Below are 22,428 nucleotides of genomic sequence, written 5' to 3' on the forward strand. Positions count from 1 at the left end.
CGGTCCCAACCAGCATGCGCCAATCAATCAGTGATTTCTGTAGAACGAAAGTCGTCGTCGCCAGCAGCGCCGCCGCCCTCGTTCAGTGAGCGGGTTATAGATCCCACCACCATTTGAAGTCAACAGCCATTTTCAAAAAACTGTCATTTTTCTCGGGACCTGCCCAAAACACGCGATTTACGGCCATAAAATGAGCAGCGCTTAACGAAAGGGCAGCTCCGGAGCGCCGAAAAACCCATTTTACGCGGCGATTTCGCGTTGTTAGGGTAAAACCGATTTCTGGCGGCTGGAGTATGACATGCTGGTATTGAATGAAGTGCAGACCCGGGATGCACTCCCCTTTGCGGAACTCATCGCGGCGATCGAGGCGATGTTCAAAAGCGACTGCGTCATGCCGGTGCGCCACCATCATGAGATGGAGGTGCCGGGTGAGACAAATGCGGTCATGCTGCTGATGCCGGCCTGGGTGCCGGGCGACCATATCGGCGTCAAGATCCTCAATCTGTTTCCGGACAATCATCTCCGGTCCCTGTCGACCATCTTCGGCAGCTACCTTCTTTCGTCGGGCAAGACCGGCGAGATGCTGGCGATCGTCGAGGGCGGCGAACTGACCGCGCGGCGCACTGCCGCGACCTCGGCGCTCGCCGCCCGCTATCTCGCGCGGGAAGATGCCGAGACCATGCTGATGGTCGGAACCGGCCGGCTTTCGCTCAACCTCATGCAGGCCCATGCGATCACACGGCCACTCAAACATTTCCGCATCTGGGGGCGCAATATAGAGAAGGCCGAAGAGACCGCGCACGAAGCGCGGATGCTCGGGCTCGACGCGGTGGCCGTCGAGGATCTGGCCCACGCGGCCGGACAGGCGGACATCATTTCCTGCGCTACGCTATCGAGCGAGCCGCTGATCCGTGGCGAATGGCTGAAGCCGGGCGCGCATCTGGATCTCGTCGGCGCCTTCAAGCCGAGCATGCGCGAGAGCGACGACGAGGCGGTGCGGCGCGCGGCGGTTTTCGTCGATACGCGTGCCGGCGCCATGAAGGAAGGTGGCGACATCGTTCTGTCGCTTGCAAGCGGCGCGCTGTCGAAGGAGGGGATCAAGGCGGAACTGGCCGAACTCGCGCATCGAAAACATCCCGGCCGCACAAGCGCGGACGAGATCACGCTCTTCAAGTCGGTGGGCGCAGCGCTCGAGGATCTTGCCGGAGCGATCCTCGCCTATCGTCATGTCAGCGGACAGGTTTCGCACTGATGGCCTCAGCGCATGAGGCAGGTCCGATCACCAAGACCCTGCCAAGGCTTCCCGTTACCGACGTACTAGGCAATATAATGGTGGCGCTGGCCGAAGGTACGCGCGCGGTCCTTTCCGCCCCACCGGGCGCCGGCAAGACGACGCTGGTGCCGCTCGCGCTGCTCGACCAGGCCTGGTGCACCGGAAAGATCATCCTGCTCGAGCCGCGGCGGCTGGCGGCGCGTGCAGCCGCGTCCCGTATGGCGTCTCTGCTCGGCGAACAGGTCGGCGAGAGGGTCGGGTACCGGATGCGCCTCGACAATAAAGTCTCGGCGAAGACCCGGATCGAAGTGGTGACAGAGGGGGTATTCGCCCGGATGATCCTCGACGATCCGGAGCTCAACGGCGTTTCCGCCGTCATCTTCGACGAATTCCACGAGCGGTCGCTCGACGCGGATTTTGGTCTGGCGCTGGCGCTGGATGTGCAATCGGCACTGCGCGACGATCTGAAGATCCTCGTCATGTCGGCGACACTGGATGTGGAGCGGGTGGCGGGCCTGCTTGGCGAGCCTCCTGTCATCAAGAGCGAAGGCCGGACTTTTCCGATCGACATCCAGCATCGCGACCGCGCCCCGAACGAACGGATCGAAGACGCGATGACGCGGGCGATCGTCGAGGCGCACGCGAATGACACGGGCTCCATCTTGGCTTTCCTGCCAGGCCAGGCGGAAATCCTGCGCACGGCCGAGCGGCTCGCGAACCGGTTCGGGCCGGAGACCGTGGTCGTGCCGCTCTATGGCAATCTTTCCCAGAGGGAGCAGGATCTGGCGATCCGGCCGGCGCCCGCCGGGCAGCGCAAGATCGTGCTGGCGACAACGATCGCCGAAACCTCCATTACTATAGACGGTGTGAGGATCGTCATCGACAGCGGGCTGCAGCGCCTGCCGGTGTTCGAACCCTCGACCGGGATCACCCGGCTGGAGACGGTGCGTGTTTCCCGCGCCTCGGCCGACCAGCGGGCGGGTCGTGCCGGCCGTACCGAACCGGGCATCGCGATGCGCCTCTGGCATCCGGGACAGACGGCAGCGCTGCAGGCATTCACGCCGCCGCAGATTCTCGCAAGCGATCTTTCCGGCCTGGTTCTCGATCTTGCCCATTGGGGCGTGCAGGATCCGAAGGGGCTTGCCTTTCTCGATCCGCCTCCCGGACCGGCTTTCAACGAGGCAAAGGTGCTGCTGGCCCAGCTTGGCGCGCTCGACCCCCAGGGCGGGCTGACGGAAAAGGGCCGGCTGATGCGGGAACTGGCGCTTCCGCCGCGGCTTGCAGCCATGGCGATTTCCGCGGCGGAGGAGGGTTTCGGCAGGCAGGCGAGCCTGCTTGCCGTGCTCCTGACCGAACAGGGGCTCGGCGGCAGCGACATCGATCTCGACGAACGGCTGCGGCGGTTCCGCAACGAACGTGGCGAGAGAGCCGATGCGGCCCGCAAGCTCGCGGATCGGATCTTTTCGAACCTGCCGAAGCGATCGCAATCGACGGAACCGGTTCTGGCGGGGCGTATTCTCCTGCATGCCTATCCGGACCGGATCGCGCTCCAACGCGGCGGGCGCGGGCGTTTCGTGATGGCGAACGGGCGCGGCGCGGAACTGCAGGAAACCGAGCGGCTGGCGGCGTCGCAGATGCTTGTCATCGCCGATCTGACAGGGCGGGCGGCGCAGGCTCGCATTCTCGCGGCAGCGGAGATCAGCCGGGCGGACGTCGAGGCTGAGCTTTCCGGCGCGATCCGCGAGAGCGAGGAGTGTTTCTTCGACCGGGCGAGCCGGCAGGTGCGCGCCCGCAAGGTGACGCGGCTCGGCGCCATCATCTTTGAGGAAAGGCCACTGCCACGGCCGAGTGGCGAACGGGCCGCACAGGCGCTTGCGGACGGCGTGCGGGAACTGGGGCTTCAGGTCCTGCCATTCTCCAAGGAAGGTGCGCAATTGCGCGACCGGATCGGCTTCCTCAACCGGTCGATCGGTGAGCCCTGGCCTGATATGAGCGACGAGGCGCTGCTCGCCCGGCTCGATGACTGGTTCGTCCCGTTCCAGGGCAGTACATCGGGCATCGATTCCATCGCTCCCGGCAGTCTTTCGGAAGGACTTCGTTCGCTCATTCCGCATGAGGTATCCCAGAATCTCAACAAGCTGGCACCGACGCATTTCGAGGCGCCTACGGGCGAGCGGCATCCGATCCGTTACGATGGCGAGGAGCCGGTCCTGGCAATCCGGGTGCAGGAACTGTTCGGGCTGAAGAAACATCCGGCGATCGCCGGCGGAAAGCTGCCGCTGCTGCTCGAGCTCAACTCGCCGGCGCATCGGCCGATCCAGACGACGCGGGACCTGCCCGGCTTCTGGGCAGGTTCCTGGAAGGATGTGCGGGCCGAAATGCGCGGCCGCTATCCCAAACATCCCTGGCCGGAAGACCCGGCCGAGGCTGCGCCGACGACACGTGCCAAACCGCGCGGGACGTGACAGAATGCCGCCTGCGACCTGAGGTCGAGCCGGTTTATGAAGGCTGCCTCAAGTCACTTAATATAGGGCAAGGTAAAGAGCAGACGGTGAGCGTAGACAGTCCTTCAGTGCGGTTTGCGCAATTCGGCCCTTCGAGCCGGCGGATCCGGCTTCAGACGCTGGTGCGGCTGCGCTGGCTCGCGGTCGCCGGCCAGACGATCACCGTGGTCATCGTCGGACTGCTGCTGCAGTTTCCGCTGCCTCTTCAGGAAGCTGGCATCCTGGTCGGCGCGCTTGCGGTCGCAAACCTCACCCTGTCGGCCTGGTTTCCGCCGACCCATCGGCTTGGCCCGAAATCGGCGCTGGCGTTGCTCGGTTTCGACCTGCTGCAGATGGCGGCGCTGCTGTTCATCACCGGTGGGCTTGCCAACCCCTTTGCACCGCTGATCTGCGTTCCGGTCATCATCGCCTTCGCCTCTCAGCCGCTGCGCCATTCGCTTGTCCTGATCGTTTTTGCGCTGACCTGCACCACGGTGCTCGCCTTTTCACCCTACGCGGTGCCCTGGTACGAAGGCGAGCCGCTCCGAATCCAGCCGGTCATGCAGCTCGGAGTCTGGTGTTCGATCGCCTCTATGATGATGTTCGCGGCCTTCTATGCATATCGCGTCAGCCATGAGGCGACGCTGCTTGCCGATGCGCTGGCGGCGACCGAACTGGTCCTGGAGCGGGAAAAGCATCTTTCGCAGCTCGACGGGCTGGCCGCCGCCGCCGCCCATGAACTCGGCACGCCGCTCGCAACCATCAGCGTCGTCGCCAAGGAGATGGAGCGCGAGCTCGGTCCCGACGATCGGTTCCGCGAGGATGTGCTGCTGCTGCGAAGCCAGAGCGAACGCTGTCGCGACATCCTTCGCCGGCTCACCTCGCTTTCCGCCGAGAGCGAGGAACATATGCGCCGGTTGCCGCTTTCCTCCCTGGTCGAGGAGGTGGTGGCACCGCATCGGCAATTCGGCATCGAGATCGAGCTCGTGGAGAAGAACGACCGAACCGACGAACCGGTCGGCAACCGCAATGCCGGCATTATATATGGGCTCGGCAACCTGATCGAAAATGCCGTCGATTATGCCAAGAGCAAGGTGATCGTCACGGTGGAGCACGACGCCGAGCGGGTTGCGATCACCATCGAGGACGACGGCCTGGGTTATGCGCCGGATATTCTTTCGCGGATCGGTGAACCCTATATGACGAAGAGGCCCAAGGAAGACGAACGGGCCGGTGGGCTTGGTCTCGGCCTCTTCATCGCCAAGACGCTGCTCGAACGGTCCGGAGCCTCGATCCGTTTCGGCAACCGCGACAGCGGCGAACCGGGTGCCCGCATTCATATCGAATGGCCGCGCTCGGTGATGGACGCGCAGGACTTGAAATAGGCCGGCCAGCCGGCCGATCATCATGAAAAGGCAAGCGGGCCTTCGAAACCCGCGGAGAAAAAGAGATGGAAACACACCCGGAACCGACCAAGGCTCATGCCGACCCAGAACTCGGACCTGATCCTTCGCTGCTGATCGTCGATGACGACGGGCCGTTCCTGCGCCGGCTGGCCCGGGCGATGGAGACCCGCGGCTTTCTGGTCGACACGGCGGAGTCCGTCGCGGAAGGCATCGCCAAGACGAAGGCGCGACCGCCGAAATATGCGGTGGTGGATTTGCGCCTCGGCGACGGCAACGGGCTGGATGTGATCGAAGCGATCCGTCAGAGCCGCGAGGACACCAAGGTGATCGTGCTGACCGGCTACGGCAATATCGCAACGGCCGTGACCGCGGTAAAGCTCGGGGCGCTCGATTATCTCGCCAAGCCCGCCGATGCCGACGACATTTTTGGCGCGCTGACGCAGCGGCCGGGCGAGCGCGCGGACGTGCCGGAAAACCCGATGTCGGCGGATCGCGTCCGCTGGGAACATATCCAGCGGGTCTACGAGATGTGCGAGCGCAATGTGTCCGAGACGGCGCGCCGGCTCAACATGCATCGCCGTACGCTGCAGCGCATCCTCGCCAAGCGCGCGCCGAAATAATCAGCCGCCATCGTTCCCGGCATCGTCGAATGTCTTGCCGGTCGCCCATTCCGCCAACATCAGGCGCTGGGCGGCGGCGCGCGAGAAGTTCAGCGTCATCGCCTTGCGGGTGGAGGGCGGCAGTCTGTGTTCCGGTGCGTCACGTAGCAGATGCCCGCCATAACCGTCCGAGAGGAAAAGGCCGCAATCCTCCGGGAAGATGTCGAGAGGCACGTCCTTGTGCGTCGCGAAAAACAGGCGGTCGCAGAAGTACCGGTATTCCGGCCACTTACGGTCGACGCGAAAATCCTCGATCGACGTCTTGATCTCGACGATCCAGATCTCGCCCTTTTCAGAAATGGTCACCAAATCGGCGCGCCTTCCGCTCGACAGCACGAGTTCCGGCAATATCGCATGCCGCATGTCGTGGAGCAGAATCTGGACGCCCTTGCGGACCAGCATGGCGCGGGCCGACTGCCGCCCATCTATTAAGGGATTATTACTGGCAAGGTTGAGTATAGTCATAGAATCCCGAAAAACCGTTTCCATGATGTTGCAAAAACGCCATGGCTTTATTCAATCATGCGCCGGCTCTGTTTTGATGCGCTGCAGCGCTTGCCAAGCGTAGTCTAATCGAAAATAACCCGTCATCAAAGGTGGGCCAAAGGCCCGTCTAAATCGATTCGTTTATCCAAGAGATCTCCATGCGCTTTCGCACTAGCATGCTCGCACTCGGCTTGTTGGCAACTGCCGCCTTGGCCGGTTGCGCCTCCACGATTCCCGGCGGCGGCACCCAGGTGGCCACGGCCTCCTACACCGAACAGATCTTTACCGACTCCTACGGTTCGGTGAGAGACGCCGGCTATACGCTTCCGGCAATCCCGATCAACAAGGTGGCCAAGCAGTATGTCCGTCAGATCGTCAGCTATCAGACCAGCGAAAAGCCGGGCACGATCGTCGTCAACACGCGTGAACGCCATCTCTACTACATCATGCCGAACGGCAAGGCGATGCGCTACGGCATCGGCGTCGGCAAGCAGGGTTTTGCCTGGTCGGGCACGGCCTATGTCGCCTGGAAGCAGGAATGGCCGACCTGGCATCCGCCGAAGGAAATGGCCGGCCGTCGTCCGGACGTCGCAAAATACGTCGAAGACGGCATGGGCCCCGGTCTCAGCAACCCGCTCGGCGCCCGCGCCATGTACCTGTTCAACGAAAAGGGCCAGGATACGCTCTTCCGTCTGCACGGCACGCCGGAATGGAACTCGATCGGCACCGCGGCTTCGTCCGGCTGCATCCGCCTGATCAACCAGGACGTCATCGACCTTTACAGCCGCGTCCGTCCGGGCCGCGAAACCAAGGTCGTGGTGGTCCAGTAATCGCGAAATTCGACGAGAATACGAAAAGGCCGCCGAGAGATGTCTCCGGCGGCCTTTTTCTTTGTTCAGTTCTCTGCTCTCCGGTCAGCCGGCGAGCTTGGCTTTCAGCTCGATCCGGCGGCGATGCAGAACCGGCTCGGTATAACCATTCGGTTGTTCGCGGCCCTTGAGCACCAGATCAAGCGCGGCCTGGAAGGCGACGGAACCCTCGAAATCCCTGGCCATCGGGATGTAGAGCGGATCGTCGGCATTCTGGCCATCGACGACGCCGGCCATGCGTTTCATCGTCTCGACGATCTGCTCTTCGCTGGTGAGCTTGTGATAGAGCCAGTTCGCCATGTGCTGGGCCGAGATGCGCAGCGTCGCGCGGTCTTCCATCAGGCCGACATTGTTGATGTCCGGCACCTTCGAGCAGCCGACGCCCTGATCGATCCAGCGGACGACGTAGCCGAGAATCCCTTGCGCGTTATTGTCGAGCTCGCGCTGGATTTCCTCCTGAGTCCAGTTCGGCCGCACGGCAACCGGCACGGAAAGGATATCCGACAGTTTGGCGCGGCTGCGGCTCTTCAGGCCTGACTGGACGGCGGCAACGTCGACCTTGTGATAGTGGGTTGCGTGCAGCGTGGCCGCTGTCGGCGACGGAACCCAGGCGGTGTTGGCGCCGGCCTTCGGATGGGCGATCTTCTGTTCCAGCATCGCCGCCATCATGTCCGGCATGGCCCACATGCCCTTGCCGATCTGCGCATGGCCCGACAGGCCGCATTCGAGGCCGATATCGACGTTCCAGTTCTCGTAGGCCGCGATCCAGACGGCCTGTTTCATGTCGCCCTTGCGGATCATCGGGCCTGCTTCCATCGAGGTATGGATTTCGTCGCCCGTACGATCGAGGAAACCGGTATTGATGAACACGACCCGCTCGCGCGCCTCGCGGATGCAGGCCTTGAGGTTGATGGTGGTGCGGCGCTCCTCGTCCATGATGCCCATTTTCATGGAATTGGTGGGAAGACCGAGCGCCTGTTCGACACGGGCAAAAATCTCGCAGGCGAAGGCGACCTCTTCCGGCCCGTGCATCTTCGGCTTCACCACATACATGGACCCAGCCCGCGAGTTCTGGCGGCGACCGTTGGGACCGATATCGTTGATGGCGATCAGCGCCGTCACCATGGCGTCCATGATGCCTTCCGGAACCTCCCTGCCCTCGCTATCCAACACTGCCGGATTGGTCATCAGGTGACCGACATTGCGGATCAGCATCAGCGAGCGGCGCTTCACGGTGATCTCGCCGCCCGCAGGCGACTTGAAGGCGGTGTCCGGGTTGAGCTTGCGGATGAAGGACTTGCCGCCCTTGGCAACCTCCTCCTTAAGGTCGCCGTTCATCAGGCCGAGCCAGTTGCGGTAGACGACGACCTTGTCTTCGGCATCGACCGCGGCGATCGAATCCTCGCAGTCCATGATGGCGGTCAGTGCCGATTCCAGCCAGACATCGGAAATCTTGGCCGGGTCGTCCTTGCCGATCGCCGTCGTGGCGTCGATCAGGATCTCGATATGCAGGCCGTTCTTCGTCAACAGCAGATGGGTCGGCTCGGCGGGTTCGCCGAGATAGCCGGCAAACTGCGCCGGATCGGCTAGATTGGCGGTCTTGCCGTCCTGGGCTGCCGCCGCGAGCGTGCCGCCCGTCACCACAAACGAGGTGACGTCCGTCCAGCTTGCGCCGGAAAGCGGCACCGACTGATCGAGAAAATCCCGCGCCCAGGCGATGACCTTGGCGCCGCGGACCGGGTTGTAGCCCTTGTCCTTTTCGGCACCGTCCGTCTCGGGAATGGCGTCCGTGCCATAGAGTGCATCGTAGAGCGAACCCCAGCGGGCATTGGCGGCATTCAGCGCATAGCGGGCATTCATGACCGGTACGACGAGCTGCGGACCGGCGATTTCGGCGATTTCCGGATCGACCTTGTCGGTCGAAACCGTAAAGTCCGGCCCTTCCGGCAGCAGATAGCCGATGTCGCGCAGGAAGGCCTCATAGACGGCCAGATCGCTGGGGGCGCCGTTCTTGCGGTACCAGCCGTCGAGCTTCGCCTGGAAGGCATCGCGCTTGGCGAGAAGTTTGCGGTTCTTCGGCGCCAGATCGTGGACGATCTTCGAAAACTCGGAGAAGAAGCGGCCGGCATCGACACCGGTGCCCGGCAGCGCTTCCTTCACCAGGAAGTCGTGGAGCTTCTCGTCGATTGCGAGACCATTTTTTTCGATACGGGCCATCGGTTCCTCCGAATTTTTCATGCCGCGACTGTCTTTGTTAGCGAGCGAAATTGCAATTGCACAAATATTGAATGACCTATGCCATATCGGAAATAATCCCCGGTGATAGCAGCTATTTCCGGCCTGCCTCCGGGGAATGCCGCTCCCAATAAGGCGTCGGCCCATAGAGGTCCGCCAGATACTCGATGAACGCCCGGACCTTGGAGGGAAGATGCTGCCGGCTGGGATAGACCGCGGAGACCGAGACATTCTTGGAGCCTTCATATCCGGGCATTACACTCACCAGACGCCCGTCCTGGAGTTCGTTGCCGATGTCCCAGGTGGATCTTAGCGCGATGCCGAGGCCGGCGATTACCGCTTCGCGGATGACTTCGCTCGAATTTGTGTTCAGCCTTCCAGCCGGTCGGTAAATCAGCGGGCCCTTGGGGCCTTCCAGCCTCCAGGGTTCGCCGTTATGGGCCGTCAGGCAGTGATGGTTTGCCAGTTCCTCAATGCTTGTCGGGGCGCCGTGCCGCTCGATGTAGGAGGGAGAGGCGCAGAGAATGCGCCGGACCTGCACAAGCTTGCGGGCGACAAGGCTCGAATCTTTCAGCTCGGATATACGGATCGCCACGTCAAAACTCTGGGCGATGATATCCGTGAACTCATCCGACAGCATCAGGTCGATCGACAGATGCGGGTTTGCTTGCATGAATGCCGGCAGATGAGGCGCGATATGCATCCGCCCGAATGAAGTCGGCGCGGAGATCCGCAAATTGCCCGCGATCTCGGTCGACCGGCCGGAGACAAACTGCTCGGCATCCTCGATCCCGGTCAGGACGTTGGCGATCCTGTCGTAAAAACCCTTGCCGGCGTCGGTCATCCCGACCTGGCGGGTGGTCCGCTGCAGGAGGCGCGTCCCTAGCTGCTCCTCAAGCCGCTTGATACGCTTCGAAACCACTGCCGGGGAAATGCCAAGGCTCTTTGCAGCCGCCGACATGTTTCCGGTGGCCGCCACTTTGACGAAGATTTCCAGATCGGCAAGATTGGTGATCACTGCAATTTTTCCCGGCTGGAATAAATGCCGGCCAACTTACGCCCTTTTGAAGAGAGCTTAAAGGTGGTCCACACCCAGCGTCGAGGAGCATGGGCCGGCTAAGCCACCTGGAAAACGGCTATCCTCGGCCGGCCGACAGCCACGGCAGTAATCCGCGCCTCGATGAGCTTTCGCGAGCCCTCGATTTCCGGCGCATCCAGTTCTTCCGAGACGGTCACGGCGGCGTCCCCGGCGCCCTCCGCATTCGCCTGCTCCAGCGCGGCTGTGATTGCACGGTCACGGGCCGTTGCCACCGCCTGCGTTTCGCCAGCGACTGAGAGCCGCTCGCCTGCTCCAGAGAGGATGAAGCGGCCCTCTTCCGGGGAAGTGACAACAATGGTGACGCTGGCCCGGACCTGGCCGACCACCGCTCCGACGGCGTTTGCAACATCGGCATCGGCCGGGATGACCGACTGCGCGCCCAGCATATCCGCAACCGCCGGATAATAGACGGGTGCCGAAGCGCCGAGCCCGATCAGCGGGCGATCCAGCGAGACGGAGAACCGGGCGATGCCGGGGACGCGTTTCAGCGCTCGATCCACGGCAAGAGAGACCGCGGGATCGATGGCTTCGGCGCCGTCTTCGGAAAGGCAGGCCGCGAGCACGGCCTCGGACGACTGGCGCGTCAGCCGGCTCACGATCTTTTCGGCCAAGTCTTCCGGGGAAGCAGCGATCCCGCGTCCTGCGCCATCCTTGCGCCGGGCGGCAAGTTCGAGACCCAGACTTGCAGCCTCTCCGTGCCATTGGTTCTGGCGGCCGAGCACGTGCAGGGCATCGGATGGGGTGATGCCGCAGAGATGCACCAGCCCTCTCGCAACCAGCCGGTCGAGAACCGCCCTTTGCGAGTTCATGGTCAGAAGATCGTTGAGCGAAACCGGCGCAACGCCGATGCGGGCAAAAAGCGCCTGTTCCGGCTGCTGCAGGCCTTGGGCCATCATATCCGGCACGCCGGTTCGCACCGCAAAGCGCCCGTCGTGCCGTCCGGCATGGCTGGCACGCAGCTGCTTTTCCAGCGTCGACAGGATGATCTCGCCATGCGCCATCGCGGCAAGGCTGAGCGGCAGAAGCCGGCGCGGACCGAGCGTGAGCCGGACTTCGAGGCCGCGGTCGTCGATATGGACTTCGGAATCGCCGCCGAGCCCGTAGGTGCGCAGCGCCACGGCCTCCACCATGGTGCGATGACCGCCGACGACGGCGCCTTCTTCCGCCAACTTCGGCCGCCCCCCATCGAGAACCGCAACATCCGTGGTCGTGCCGCCGATATCGGAAACGACCGCCTGATCGAGCCCAGTGAGAAAATGCGCACCGACGAGGCTTGCCGCGGGGCCGGAGAGGATGGTCTCGATCGGTCTCAGCCGAGCCTCGGCGGCCGAGATCAGCGCACCATCGCCGCGCACCACCATCATCGGCGCCGTGATGCCGCGCGCGGTCAGAAAGCCCTCGCAGGAGCCGACCAGCCGGTCGATGATCGACACCAGCCGGGCGTTCAGAAGCGTGGTCAGCGCACGGCGGGGACCGCCGAGTTTCGACGAAAGCTCGTGGCTGCAGGTGACGGGCGGATGCGAAAGCGCGCGAATGCGGTCCCTCACCCGGATTTCATGAGCCGGATTCCGGACAGCGAAATAACCAGCGACAGCAAAGGAAGACACCGTTCCGCCAAGCGCGGGCATGGCCGCCTCCAGAGCCCCCATGTCGAGCGGCGTTTCGTTGCCGTGCACGTCATGGCCTCCGGGCAGGAAGATCACCGGGTCATTTCCCAGCGCCTCCGCAAGTCCGCCGCGGGTCAGATCCTCCGCGGCAAAGCCGATCATGATCAGGGCGGCCCGGCCGCCCTGCCCCTCGACCAGCGCATTGGTGGCAAGCGTGGTCGACAGCGAAACGAGGCCGATAGCCGAAGCGGAAACCGCGCTCTTTTCCAGTACCGAATCGACGGCGCCGGCAATGCCGACCGCCAGATCATGCCGGGTCGTCAGCGATTTCGCCTTGGCGATAACGCCTTCGCCATCGCGGAACAGCACCGCATCCGTATAGGTGCCGCCGGTATCGATTCCGAGAAGGAGAGGACCGGGAGGAAAGGAAGAGGCCACGCGAAAATCCTGAAGATCGGGTCTAGGGATCAATAGCGCATAGGCCGCCAAGATCAATTCACCAGCGGAGACCTCTGATGTCGCGGACTGACCCGCATCAGCAGACCATCGCGCGGCTGGGTGGTCAGCTTCTGGACCGGCCAGACTTTTGTTTCGGGCGTAACGTCGAAACGATAGCGAGCCATCAGCACCGCAAGCGCGATCACCGCTTCCTGCAGGGCGAAGGTGGCGCCGATGCAGGTGCGAGGCCCCGCACCGAAAGGCAGATACTGGAACCGGTTCAGCTTGCCGCGGTTCTCGGGCAGAAACCGCTCGGGCATGAAGGCCCGCGGCTTTTCCCAATAAAGTTCGTGGCGGTGCAGCGTCCAGGGCATGACCAGCACGGTCACGCCGGCGTCGATCCTGACCGTCTTGCCTTCCGGGCTCGTCCAGCTGTCGTCGCTGATCGCCTCGCGGTTGATCGAAGGCGCCGGCGGATAGAGCCGCAATGCCTCCTCGAACGCCGCCCGCACCCAGGGCATCAGTTCCAGCCATTCCACTGGATCGGCGCCGGTCGCCAGAACACGATCGATTTCTTCCTCCATGTTCTGCCGTACCGATGGCGATTCCGCGACGCAATAGAGCGTCCAGGCCAGCGCCCGTGCCGTGGTCTCGTGCCCCGCGCCGATGAAGGTGAGGATATTGTCCTCGATCTCGCCCATCGTCAGCCCGTCCGGACCGGCAAGCTGAAGCAGCAGGGTCAGGAAATCCTGCGGCACGTCGCCCGGATGGTTGCGCATCCGCTCCTGCCGCATAAGCATCGTTTCTGCGACCACGCGCCGGAACTTGTCGAGGATCCGCCTGCCGCCGATGCGTGTGACGCGTGGCACCCACGGCGGCGCACGTAGCATATCCATCGGGTCGATCCGGCCCATGCGATGCAGAAGCTGATCGACATCGTCGGCAACGGTCTGCTTGTTCCCGGCGATCTCGCCGGAAAACAGGGTTTCGGCGAGGATGGCATAGGTCAGTTCCGTCATGTCGACGGAAATATCCCGGACCGAGCCCTCGGCGCCGGCCTCGTCATATTTCCTTGAGAACTCCTCGGTCTGGCTCAGCATCTGGCCGGCAAAACCGCGGGAATGCTTTGGCGTGAAAACCGGTGCCATTGCCTTGCGGCAGCGTTTCCAGACCTCGCCTTCCGCCGTCAGCAGGCCGTCCCGGAGGATCGGGCGAAGGACGAGCTGGCGGATTTCCGACATCTCGTAGTTGCTGACATTGTCCACCAGTACATGCCGGATAAGCCCGGGATGATTGACGATCAGCGTCCGTTCCTTGAAGAACTTCGTCTCGAACCAGGGCAGCGTGTAGGAAACCTTGCCCCAGAGCTCCAGCGGATTGCGCAGCGCAGTCCAGATGACCTCGATCGGGTTCAGCAACCGATCTCGAAGCGGAGGTGCCGGCGGAACGAAGGGTTCGGGGCGGATGTCCACGGACAGCCCTCCTCAGGGGTTTCCTATGGAGGGAATATCAGCCGTCAGAGGAGAGATTTCAACTCGGCGAGCTTGTCGTTGACCAGCCAGCCATAATAATTCTCCTCCGGCAGGCCGCCGCGGGCAGCCAAGGCCGCGGCGCGCTGCGTCGAACCGCCAGTATTGTAGAGCGTCGCGGTGATGCCGGGATTGCGTGAGATATCCATGCCGGCGATCGTCTTGTAGTCGTCGATGGAGCGGCGGATGCTGGCTGCCATATAGGCGAGCGACTTGTCCGGATCCATGATCGCATCATAGACCGCGGCCGCTTTATTCTCGTCGAGCTTCGGATAACCGGAGGTTCTGGCCACCATGTCCGAGAGCATCAGCGCCGTCAGCGGATTGACTTGGCCGAGGCCAAAAGTCTGGCCGGCATAGAACGGCTGGAAGAAGACCGCACTGAAGCGGTTGTCGGGAAACGACGTGCCGCCGACCGAACGGCCGCGAAAGCTCTTGTCCCAGACGCCTTCGCGGCAGGTCCAGAGCTTGTAGGAATCGGCGAAATCGCCGCATTTGCTGAATTCCGGCCGGTCGAGGAACTGCTGGATGCTCTCGTCGCCGTAGCCGAAACGGAAACTGTTGCCCGCATAGGCGGCGGCCTTGACGTAATAGGTCTGCAGCCGGTCGTAGGCATCGACATTGTAGGTGTGCTCGCCGACGATCGCGCCGATCATGTGGATCGGATCGATACCGTAATCGGCGGCCGTCGACCTGACCTTGGCGATCAGCTTCTTGTCGGAAGCCAGCAGGTCGCGGATCTTTTCGTATTTGTCATCGAAGGTTGTGCGGCCGGCCCGGGTCCGGCGCACCGAGGCGCCGGGAATCTTCGGCTGTTCCGCGTGACGATTTCCTTCGGGAACCATCGTGAGGCCGCCTGCGAACGCGGAAGAGGCCGCGGACGTGGCGACGACAAGGATCAATGCCAGAAGGATGCGTTTCAAGATTTGCGTGTCCCAGGACTTCGACTATGCCGATCTCCGGCACCGAATGCTAAAAGCCATTCCAGACCGACTCACTCAAGCGCCGGATATTTCCATGAAAACGCGCTTCCCTTACGCGAGGCGCAAGGACCGTGTCGAGACGCGGGCGTTCAAAATCCCGTCAGTGCCGGCAAATGAGCAGCCGGACGTTGCCCGGCTGCCACGATTGCCCGCTCAGAGAATGTAGCGCGACAGATCCGTGTCGGCCGCAAGATCGCCGACATGCTTCTTGACGTATTCCGCATCGATCGTGACGGCCGTGCCGCCCTGATCCGGGGCATTGAACGAGATTTCGTCGAGCACCCGCTCCATCACGGTCTGCAGCCGGCGAGCACCGATATTCTCGACCGAAGAATTGAGATGCACGGCGACATCCGCCAGCGCATCGATCGCGTCGGCTGTAAAATCGAGCGTCAGCTCTTCGGTTTCCATCAGTGCCTTGTACTGGCGGATGAGGCTTGCCTCGGTTTCCGTCAGGATACGGCGGAAATCCTCCTTGGTGAGCGGCCTCAGCTCGACCCGGATCGGCAGGCGGCCCTGGAGTTCCGGCAGAAGGTCGGAAGGCTTGGACACGTGGAAGGCACCCGAGGCGATGAACAGGATGTGGTCGGTCTTCACCGGTCCGTATTTGGTCGAGACAGTCGTGCCTTCGACCAGCGGCAGCAGGTCGCGCTGCACCCCTTCGCGGGACACGCCGGCGCCCATGCCGCCGTCGCGAGCGGCGATCTTGTCGATCTCGTCGAGGAAGACGATGCCGTCGTTTTCAACCGAGCGGACGGCCTCGCGCTGGATGACCTCGTTGTCGATCAGCTTGTCGGATTCGTCGCGGATCAGCTCGCCATAGGATTTCTTGACGGTGGTACGGACCTTCTTGGTGCGGCCGCCCATCGCCTTGCCGAACATTTCCGACAGGTTCAAGACGCCGATGTTGGCGCCCGGCATGCCGGGGATCTCGAAGCCGGGCATGCCGGCGCCGGTGTCAGTGACCTCGATGTCGATTTCCTTGTCGTCGAGCTCGCCGGCGCGCAGCTTCTTGCGGAAGCTTTCGCGGGTAGCGGGCGAGGATGTCGCGCCGACCAGCGCGTCCAGCACCCGTTCCTCGGCGCTCATATGGGCCTTCGCCTGCACGTCGGCGCGCATCTTGTCGCGCACCAGGCCGATGCCGATCTCGACGAGATCGCGGATGATCTGCTCGACATCGCGGCCGACATAACCGACTTCGGTGAATTTGGTCGCTTCGACCTTGATGAAGGGCGCGCCGGCGAGCTTCGCCAGGCGACGCGAGATCTCCGTCTTGCCGACGCCGGTCGGGCCGATCATCAGGATGTTCTTGGGCATCACTTCGTCGCGCAGGCTCTCGTCGAGCTGGTGACGGCGCCAGCGGTTGCGCAGCGCGATCGCCACCGCGCGCTTGGCGTCGTGCTGGCCGATGATGTGCCGATCCAGCTCGGAGACGATTTCCCGGGGTGAAAAGTTACTCATGTCAAATCCGTTTCTTCTGGTGCATCCAGCGCCATGAAATGGGCCGGACCGTAAATGGACGTCCTGGTGTCGACATAGCGGAAGCCGGCCTTTTCATAGGCGCGGATCGCCTGGGCGTTCTCCGGATCCGGATCGATGACGATCCTTTTCGCGCCGCTTTCGAAAAGTTCAGAGGTCAGCTGGCGGATGATCGCGCTGCCATGGCCGATGCCGACAAGCTCAGCATTGCCGATCGAGATGTCGATGCCAAGCGTGCCCTTCGGCTGATCCTGATAGGGATGATCCTCTTCGAGATGCGGGTCGTAATACTGGAGATAGGCGATCGGCCTGCCGTCCAGTTCCGCGATCATCGGCCGGGTCTCGACGCTCGTCATCGAATATTCGATGCTGGCCAGTTCCTCGTCGACATTCCCCCACCATTTCGCGATATGCGGCTCGGCGAGCCACTGCGCGAGCAGAGGAAAATCCTCTGCCGCGACATCACGGAACGAATAGCGGGGCGCGCCGTCAGTCATCGGCATCCAGCGTTTCGATGACCAGGTTGTGGTTGGTATAGACGCAGATATCGGCGGCGATATCGAGCGCTTTCCTGGCGATCTCTTCGGCCGACTTGTCCGTATCCATCATGGCGCGGGCAGCGGCATAGGCATAGTTGCCGCCCGACCCGATCGCGATCGTTCCGTGCTCTGGCTCCAGGACGTCGCCATTGCCGGTAATCGCCAGCGTCGTCGATTTGTCGGCGACCAGCATCATCGCTTCGAGATTGCGCAGGTACTTGTCCGTACGCCAGTCCTTGGCGAGCTCGACGGCGGCGCGCATGAGCTGGCCCGGATATTGTTCGAGCTTCTTTTCAAGCCGGTCGAGCAGCGTGAAGGCATCGGCGGTCGCGCCGGCGAAACCGGCGATCACTTCGCCCTTGCCGATGCGGCGCACCTTGCGGGCATTGCCCTTCATCACGGTCTGGCCAAGGCTCACCTGGCCGTCACCGGCCATGATGACCTTGCCGCCTTTCCGAACAGTAATAATGGTTGTCATAAGCCACCTGTTGGCCCGTCCTGCGGGCATTGGTTTCAGAGCATTCCGGCCCCGTTGGACATTTATGTAAGACGGTCCAGGGCGAATGCAATCTCATGACGCGATGCCGCCGCCACTGCCCTGCTTTTGCTGGATATTTGACGTAGTGCCTGATAAGGAGCGCAGATCGATCGCATGGAGCAGACCCAGATGGGTGAGACGACTACCGCACGCGTGGGCAACATCGTCCGCAAGACCAACGAAACCTCCGTTTCCGTTTCCGTCAATCTCGACGGCGCCGGCGCGGCCAGGATTTCCACGGGCGTCGGCTTTTTCGACCATATGCTGGACCAGCTCTCGCGACATTCGCTGATCGACATGGACATCGAGGTTACCGGCGACCTGCATATCGACGACCACCATACCGTGGAAGACACCGGTATCGCGATCGGCCAGGCAATCTCCAAGGCGCTCGGCGACCGTCGCGGAATCACCCGCTACGCCTCACTCGACCTTGCCATGGACGAAACGATGACCAAGGCGGCCATCGACGTTTCCGGCCGGCCGTTCCTGGTCTGGAACGTCGCCTTCAGCGCGCCGAAGATCGGCACGTTCGATACGGAACTGGTGCGGGAATTTTTTCAGGCGCTTGCCCAGAATGCGGGCATCACGCTGCATGTCCTGAACCATTACGGCGCCAACAACCATCATATCGCCGAGACCTGCTTCAAAGCCGTGGCACGGGCACTTCGCGCCGCCATTGAAATCGACCCGCGGCAGGCCAATCGCGTTCCTTCGACCAAGGGAATGCTGGTCTGACTGCTTGAGGAGACAATCCTTGAGAAGCTATCTCGTTCTGACACCGCCCAATGACCCTCGACGCGGACCCGACAGGGATTTCCAGTCGACCCTCGTATTGCGGGACGGGTTTTCCGGGCTGGCGCTGTTGTTTCCGTGGATCTGGCTGTTCTGGCATGGGCTATGGATTGCCGGGATCGTGGTGCTGCTGGTCCAGATCGGCGGCGGCATCCTGATGCAGGTTCCTGGTTTCTGGACCGCCGGCCTGCTGCTTGGTTTCGCCACCAGCCTGGTCACGGCACTCGAGGGCCGACATTATCGCTCCGAAACGCTGATCCGTCGCGGCTGGACGCTGGAAACGGTGATCTCCGCCCACGATCTGCGCACGGCCGAGGAGATCTATTTCTCTGGCCTGCCGCAGCCGGAACAACAACCAATGCCGATCTCGGCCGAGTGGGCAAAACAGGCAAAGCCGCCCGCCGCCGGATGGCAGGCCCCGCACATGGGCCTTTTCGAACATGGAGGACGCTGATGCGCGTCGCAATCATCGACTACGGGTCCGGCAATTTGCGTTCCGCGACCAAGGCTTTTGAGCGGGCCGCCCGGGAAGCCGGCATCGACGCGGTTATCGACCTGACCGACAAGGCCGAGGCCGTCGCCACCGCCGACCGTATCGTGTTGCCGGGCGTCGGCGCCTATGCGGACTGCAGCGCCGGCCTCGCCGCCGTGCCGGGCATGCGGGAGGCCATCCTCGACGTCGTCGAGCACAAGGGCCGCCCTTTCCTCGGCATCTGCGTCGGCATGCAGCTGATGTCGTCGCGGGGGCTTGAAAAGACGACCACAGACGGATTCGGCTGGATCGAGGGCGACGTCGTCGAGATGACCCCGAGCGATCCCAACCTTAAGATCCCGCAGATCGGCTGGAACACGCTCGATATCCATCACTCCCACCCGCTGTTCGATGGCATCCCGACCGGGTCGGACGGCCTGCACGCCTATTTCGTGCATTCCTACCATCTGGCGGCCAAGCACCGCAGCGACGTGATCGCAACCACCGAGTACGGCGGTTCGATGACCGCGTTCGTCGGCCGCGACAATGTGGCGGGTTCTCAGTTTCACCCTGAGAAAAGCCAGACACTAGGGCTTGCCCTCATCTCCAATTTCCTGCGCTGGAAGCCCTGAGCTCGCGCGAATTCTCAAGGACCGAAGACATGATCCTCTTTCCTGCAATCGACCTGAAGGACGGCCAGTGCGTGCGCCTCAAGCTCGGCGACATGGACCAGGCCACCGTCTACAATCCCGACCCGGCAGCCCAGGCCAAGACCTTCGAGGACCAGGGTTTTGAGTGGCTGCACGTGGTCGACCTGAACGGCGCCTTCGCGGGTGAAAGCGTCAATGGTGCGGCCGTCGATGCGATCCTGAAGGCCACGAAGAACCCCGTGCAGCTCGGCGGCGGCATCCGCACGCTCGACCATATCGAAAACTGGCTGGCGCGCGGGCTGACGCGCGTCATCCTCGGCACCGTCGCCGTCCGCGATCCAGCGCTGGTCATCGAGGCCTGCAAGCAGTTTCCCGGCAAGGTCGCCGTCGGCATCGACGCCAAGGGTGGCAAGGTCGCGGTCGAAGGCTGGGCGGAAGCATCAGAGCTCGGCGTCATTGAACTGGCGAAAAAATTCGAAGGCGCCGGCGTTTCGGCGATCATCTATACCGACATCGACCGCGACGGCATTCTGGCCGGCATCAACTGGGCATCGACACTGGAACTCGCAGATGCCGTTTCCATTCCGGTCATCGCATCGGGAGGACTTGCCTCGCTCGACGATATCAGCCGCATGCTGGAGCCGGATGCGGCCCGGCTCGAAGGCGCAATTTCCGGCCGGGCGCTGTATGACGGCCGCATCGATCCCCACAAAGCGCTGGCCCTGATCCGCTCCAGACAAGGACGTGCCGCATGACCCTCAAAGCCCGCGTCATCCCCTGCCTGGACGTCAAGGACGGCCGCGTCGTGAAAGGCGTCAACTTCGTCGACCTCATCGATGCCGGCGATCCCGTAGAGGCTGCAAAAGCTTATGACGCCGCCGGTGCCGACGAACTCTGCTTCCTCGACATCACCGCCTCCTCCGACAATCGCGAGACGATCTTCGACGTCGTCGCCCGCACGGCCGACCATTGCTTCATGCCGCTCACCGTCGGCGGCGGCGTGCGTGCCGTCGGCGATATCCGCAAGCTGCTGCTGGCCGGCGCCGACAAGGTCGCGATCAACTCGGCGGCGGTCAACAATCCGGACTTCGTGGCTGAGGCCGCCGACAAGTTCGGCAACCAGTGCATCGTCGTGTCGATCGACGCCAAGCGGCGGCGTTCCCAAGCCGTCGGTGGCGACAATTTGAGTGCCTGGGAGATCTATACGCATGGCGGCCGCAACGCGACCGGCATCGATGCCGTCGAGTTCGCCGTCAAGATGGTCGAGCGCGGCGCCGGCGAGCTGCTCGTCACCTCCATGGACCGGGACGGTACCAGGAGCGGCTACGATCTGGAGCTGACGCGGATGATCGCCGACAGCGTCAGGGCACCGGTCATCGCGTCGGGCGGGGTCGGAAGCCTGGACGACATGGTCGCCGGCATCAAGCAGGGCCACGCGACGGCGGTGCTGGCCGCATCGATTTTCCACTTCGGGACCTATACGGTCGGTCAGGCAAAGCACTATATGGCAGAGCACGGCATTGCCATGCGGCTCGATTGAGCGGTCGGAGAGAATGTTATGAGTGAATTTTCCCTGATCGACCTCGAGCGGATCGTCGCCGAGCGGGCCAAGGCATCGCCGGAGGAGTCCTGGACGGCAAAACTGGTCGCTGCCGGCCAGGAGAAGGCCGCAAAGAAGCTCGGCGAAGAAGCCGTCGAAACGGTGATCGCCGCGATCAAGCACGACGGCAAAAATCTGACGGCGGAAAGCGCCGATCTCCTCTATCATCTTTTAGTCGTCTTGAATATTGCGGCGGTACCGTTGCAGGATGTGCTCGACGAACTCCAGCGAAGGACCGGCCAGTCCGGCCTTCAAGAAAAGGCAAGCCGGCCGACATCATGAACATCGTTTCCCAGCCCGCCGAGGCGCCGGAGCTCGAGACCGGCTCGAATGCGGAATATTATTCGCCCTATCACCACTTCAGTGCGGAGGAATGGGCGAAGTTCCGCGCAGACACGCCCCTGACGCTCACCGCAGACGAGGTGCAGAGGCTGCGTTCGCTGGACGACCCGATCGACCTCGATGAAGTCAGGCGCATCTATCTCTCGCTGTCGCGCCTGCTGTCGACGCATGTGGAGGCGACGCAACGCCTCTTCCAGCAGCGAAACCGTTTCCTGAGCCTTTCCGACATCACCAAGACGCCCTTCATCATCGGCATTGCCGGGTCGGTCGCGGTCGGCAAATCCACCACCGCACGTATCCTGAAGGAACTGCTCGCCCGCTGGCCGTCGAGCCCGAAAGTGGATCTCATCACCACCGACGGTTTCCTCTACCCGAACGCCGTGCTGAGCCGGGAAAACCTGATGGAGCGCAAGGGGTTTCCGGAAAGCTACGATATCGGCACCATCTTGCGGTTCCTGTCGGCGATCAAGGCCGGCGAGCCGAACGTCAAGGCGCCGCGTTACTCGCATCTCACCTACGACGTTCTGCCGGACGAATACACGCTGGTCGACCGGCCGGACATCCTGATCTTCGAAGGCATCAACGTCCTCCAGTCACGGGCGCTGCCGGCCGACGGCAAGATCGTGCCGATCGTCTCGGACTTCTTCGATTTCTCGATCTATATCGATGCCGACGAAGAGCAGATCCACAACTGGTACGTCCAGCGCTTCATGAAGCTGCGCCAGACCGCCTTCCGCGATCCGACCTCGTTCTTCAAGAAATACGCGGCAATCGATGCGGACGCGGCCCGCGCCGTTGCCGAAGGATTGTGGGAAAACATCAACCTGAAGAACCTGCGCCAGAACATTCTGCCGACCAGGCCCCGGGCGGACCTCATCCTGCGCAAGGGCCGCAATCACTTGGTCGAAACGGTCGAACTGCGGAAACTGTAGGCGATCGATCGCCG

The 22,428-nt window shown here is 62.7% G+C and carries 21 protein-coding genes; 12 read left to right on the top strand and 9 right to left on the bottom strand.

Features of this window, described 5'->3' with window-relative positions:
• The first annotated feature begins 298 nt into the window (after positions 1–298).
• The 4 genes from C5J24_RS26050 (at position 299) to C5J24_RS26065 (ending at position 5,782) form a co-directional block, all read left to right on the top strand.
• A complete protein-coding gene (locus C5J24_RS26050) occupies positions 299–1,252 on the top strand; it encodes an ornithine cyclodeaminase family protein (protein ID WP_105422063.1) in 954 nt (317 codons plus the stop codon).
• Positions 1,252–3,738 carry an ATP-dependent helicase HrpB gene (hrpB, locus tag C5J24_RS26055; RefSeq protein WP_105422065.1) on the top strand — a complete coding sequence of 829 codons (2,487 nt, stop codon included), beginning with the start codon at positions 1,252–1,254 and terminating at the stop codon, positions 3,736–3,738. Before C5J24_RS26050 ends, hrpB begins: the two co-directional genes overlap by 1 nt.
• An 86-nt stretch (positions 3,739–3,824) precedes the next feature.
• Positions 3,825–5,141 carry an ActS/PrrB/RegB family redox-sensitive histidine kinase gene (locus C5J24_RS26060; RefSeq protein ID WP_245446787.1) on the top strand — a complete coding sequence of 439 codons (1,317 nt, stop codon included), beginning with the start codon at positions 3,825–3,827 and terminating at the stop codon, positions 5,139–5,141.
• 65 nt (positions 5,142–5,206) lie between these two features.
• On the top strand, positions 5,207–5,782 hold the full coding sequence (locus C5J24_RS26065) for an ActR/PrrA/RegA family redox response regulator transcription factor (RefSeq protein WP_046607960.1): 576 nt from the start codon (positions 5,207–5,209) through the stop codon (positions 5,780–5,782).
• Here C5J24_RS26065 and C5J24_RS26070 read toward each other — a convergent pair whose 3' ends face one another.
• Positions 5,783–6,286 carry an MmcB family DNA repair protein gene (locus C5J24_RS26070; protein WP_105422068.1) on the bottom strand — a complete coding sequence of 168 codons (504 nt, stop codon included), beginning with the start codon at positions 6,284–6,286 and terminating at the stop codon, positions 5,783–5,785.
• A 179-nt stretch (positions 6,287–6,465) separates the two neighbouring features.
• Here C5J24_RS26070 and C5J24_RS26075 point away from each other — a divergent pair, with 179 nt between their 5' ends.
• Positions 6,466–7,137: a L,D-transpeptidase gene (locus C5J24_RS26075; protein ID WP_105422070.1), complete on the top strand. Its 672-nt coding sequence runs from the start codon at positions 6,466–6,468 to the stop codon at positions 7,135–7,137.
• A gap of 84 nt (positions 7,138–7,221) precedes the next feature.
• Here C5J24_RS26075 and C5J24_RS26080 read toward each other — a convergent pair whose 3' ends face one another.
• From C5J24_RS26080 to hslV, 8 genes are all read right to left on the bottom strand, one after another.
• Positions 7,222–9,393: a malate synthase G gene (locus C5J24_RS26080; protein ID WP_105422072.1), complete on the bottom strand. Its 2,172-nt coding sequence runs from the start codon at positions 9,391–9,393 to the stop codon at positions 7,222–7,224.
• Between the two features lie 112 nt (positions 9,394–9,505).
• Positions 9,506–10,426: a LysR family transcriptional regulator gene (locus C5J24_RS26085; protein WP_105422287.1), complete on the bottom strand. Its 921-nt coding sequence runs from the start codon at positions 10,424–10,426 to the stop codon at positions 9,506–9,508.
• Between the two features lie 101 nt (positions 10,427–10,527).
• Positions 10,528–12,555 carry a hydantoinase/oxoprolinase N-terminal domain-containing protein gene (locus C5J24_RS26090; protein ID WP_105422074.1) on the bottom strand — a complete coding sequence of 676 codons (2,028 nt, stop codon included), beginning with the start codon at positions 12,553–12,555 and terminating at the stop codon, positions 10,528–10,530.
• Positions 12,556–12,608: 53 nt separating this feature from the next.
• Entirely contained in the window at positions 12,609–14,027 is a 1,419-nt protein-coding gene (locus C5J24_RS26095; RefSeq protein ID WP_105422076.1) for a cytochrome P450, read from the bottom strand.
• Positions 14,028–14,071: 44 nt separating this feature from the next.
• Positions 14,072–15,007, bottom strand: a complete 936-nt coding sequence (locus C5J24_RS26100) for a DUF1402 family protein (protein ID WP_105422077.1) — start codon at positions 15,005–15,007, stop codon at positions 14,072–14,074.
• 213 nt (positions 15,008–15,220) lie between these two features.
• Positions 15,221–16,528, bottom strand: a complete 1,308-nt coding sequence (gene hslU, locus C5J24_RS26110) for an ATP-dependent protease ATPase subunit HslU (protein WP_046636667.1) — start codon at positions 16,526–16,528, stop codon at positions 15,221–15,223.
• Positions 16,525–17,043 (bottom strand): GNAT family N-acetyltransferase, encoded by a 519-nt coding sequence (locus C5J24_RS26115; protein ID WP_105422289.1) that lies wholly within the window; start codon positions 17,041–17,043, stop codon positions 16,525–16,527. Before C5J24_RS26115 ends, hslU begins: the two co-directional genes overlap by 4 nt.
• Positions 17,036–17,563, bottom strand: coding sequence for an ATP-dependent protease subunit HslV (gene hslV, locus C5J24_RS26120; protein WP_105422081.1), 528 nt, complete (start codon positions 17,561–17,563; stop codon positions 17,036–17,038). Before hslV ends, C5J24_RS26115 begins: the two co-directional genes overlap by 8 nt.
• 189 nt (positions 17,564–17,752) lie before the next feature.
• On the opposite strand from hslV, the gene hisB reads away from it, so the two are divergent.
• Genes hisB through coaA form a run of 7 tightly spaced genes read left to right on the top strand, consistent with a single transcriptional unit; the run spans position 17,753 to position 22,414 of the window.
• On the top strand, positions 17,753–18,361 hold the full coding sequence (gene hisB, locus C5J24_RS26125) for an imidazoleglycerol-phosphate dehydratase HisB (protein WP_105422291.1): 609 nt from the start codon (positions 17,753–17,755) through the stop codon (positions 18,359–18,361).
• Between the two features lie 19 nt (positions 18,362–18,380).
• On the top strand, positions 18,381–18,872 hold the full coding sequence (locus tag C5J24_RS26130; protein WP_172724151.1) for a DUF2628 domain-containing protein: 492 nt from the start codon (positions 18,381–18,383) through the stop codon (positions 18,870–18,872).
• Positions 18,872–19,522 (top strand): imidazole glycerol phosphate synthase subunit HisH, encoded by a 651-nt coding sequence (gene hisH, locus C5J24_RS26135; protein WP_105422085.1) that lies wholly within the window; start codon positions 18,872–18,874, stop codon positions 19,520–19,522. Before C5J24_RS26130 ends, hisH begins: the two co-directional genes overlap by 1 nt.
• 29 nt (positions 19,523–19,551) lie before the next feature.
• Positions 19,552–20,295 (top strand): 1-(5-phosphoribosyl)-5-[(5-phosphoribosylamino)methylideneamino]imidazole-4-carboxamide isomerase, encoded by a 744-nt coding sequence (hisA, locus tag C5J24_RS26140; RefSeq protein ID WP_105422087.1) that lies wholly within the window; start codon positions 19,552–19,554, stop codon positions 20,293–20,295.
• Entirely contained in the window at positions 20,292–21,080 is a 789-nt protein-coding gene (gene hisF, locus C5J24_RS26145; RefSeq protein ID WP_105422089.1) for an imidazole glycerol phosphate synthase subunit HisF, read from the top strand. Before hisA ends, hisF begins: the two co-directional genes overlap by 4 nt.
• Positions 21,081–21,098: 18 nt before the next feature.
• Positions 21,099–21,422 (top strand): phosphoribosyl-ATP diphosphatase, encoded by a 324-nt coding sequence (locus tag C5J24_RS26150; RefSeq protein ID WP_105404794.1) that lies wholly within the window; start codon positions 21,099–21,101, stop codon positions 21,420–21,422.
• On the top strand, positions 21,419–22,414 hold the full coding sequence (gene coaA, locus C5J24_RS26155) for a type I pantothenate kinase (protein WP_105422091.1): 996 nt from the start codon (positions 21,419–21,421) through the stop codon (positions 22,412–22,414). The genes C5J24_RS26150 and coaA overlap by 4 nt, the downstream gene beginning before the upstream one ends.
• The last annotated feature ends 14 nt before the right edge of the window (positions 22,415–22,428 follow it).

This window comes from Neorhizobium sp. T25_27 (assembly GCF_002968565.1).
Taxonomy (GTDB): Bacteria; Pseudomonadota; Alphaproteobacteria; order Rhizobiales; family Rhizobiaceae; genus Neorhizobium; species Neorhizobium tomejilense.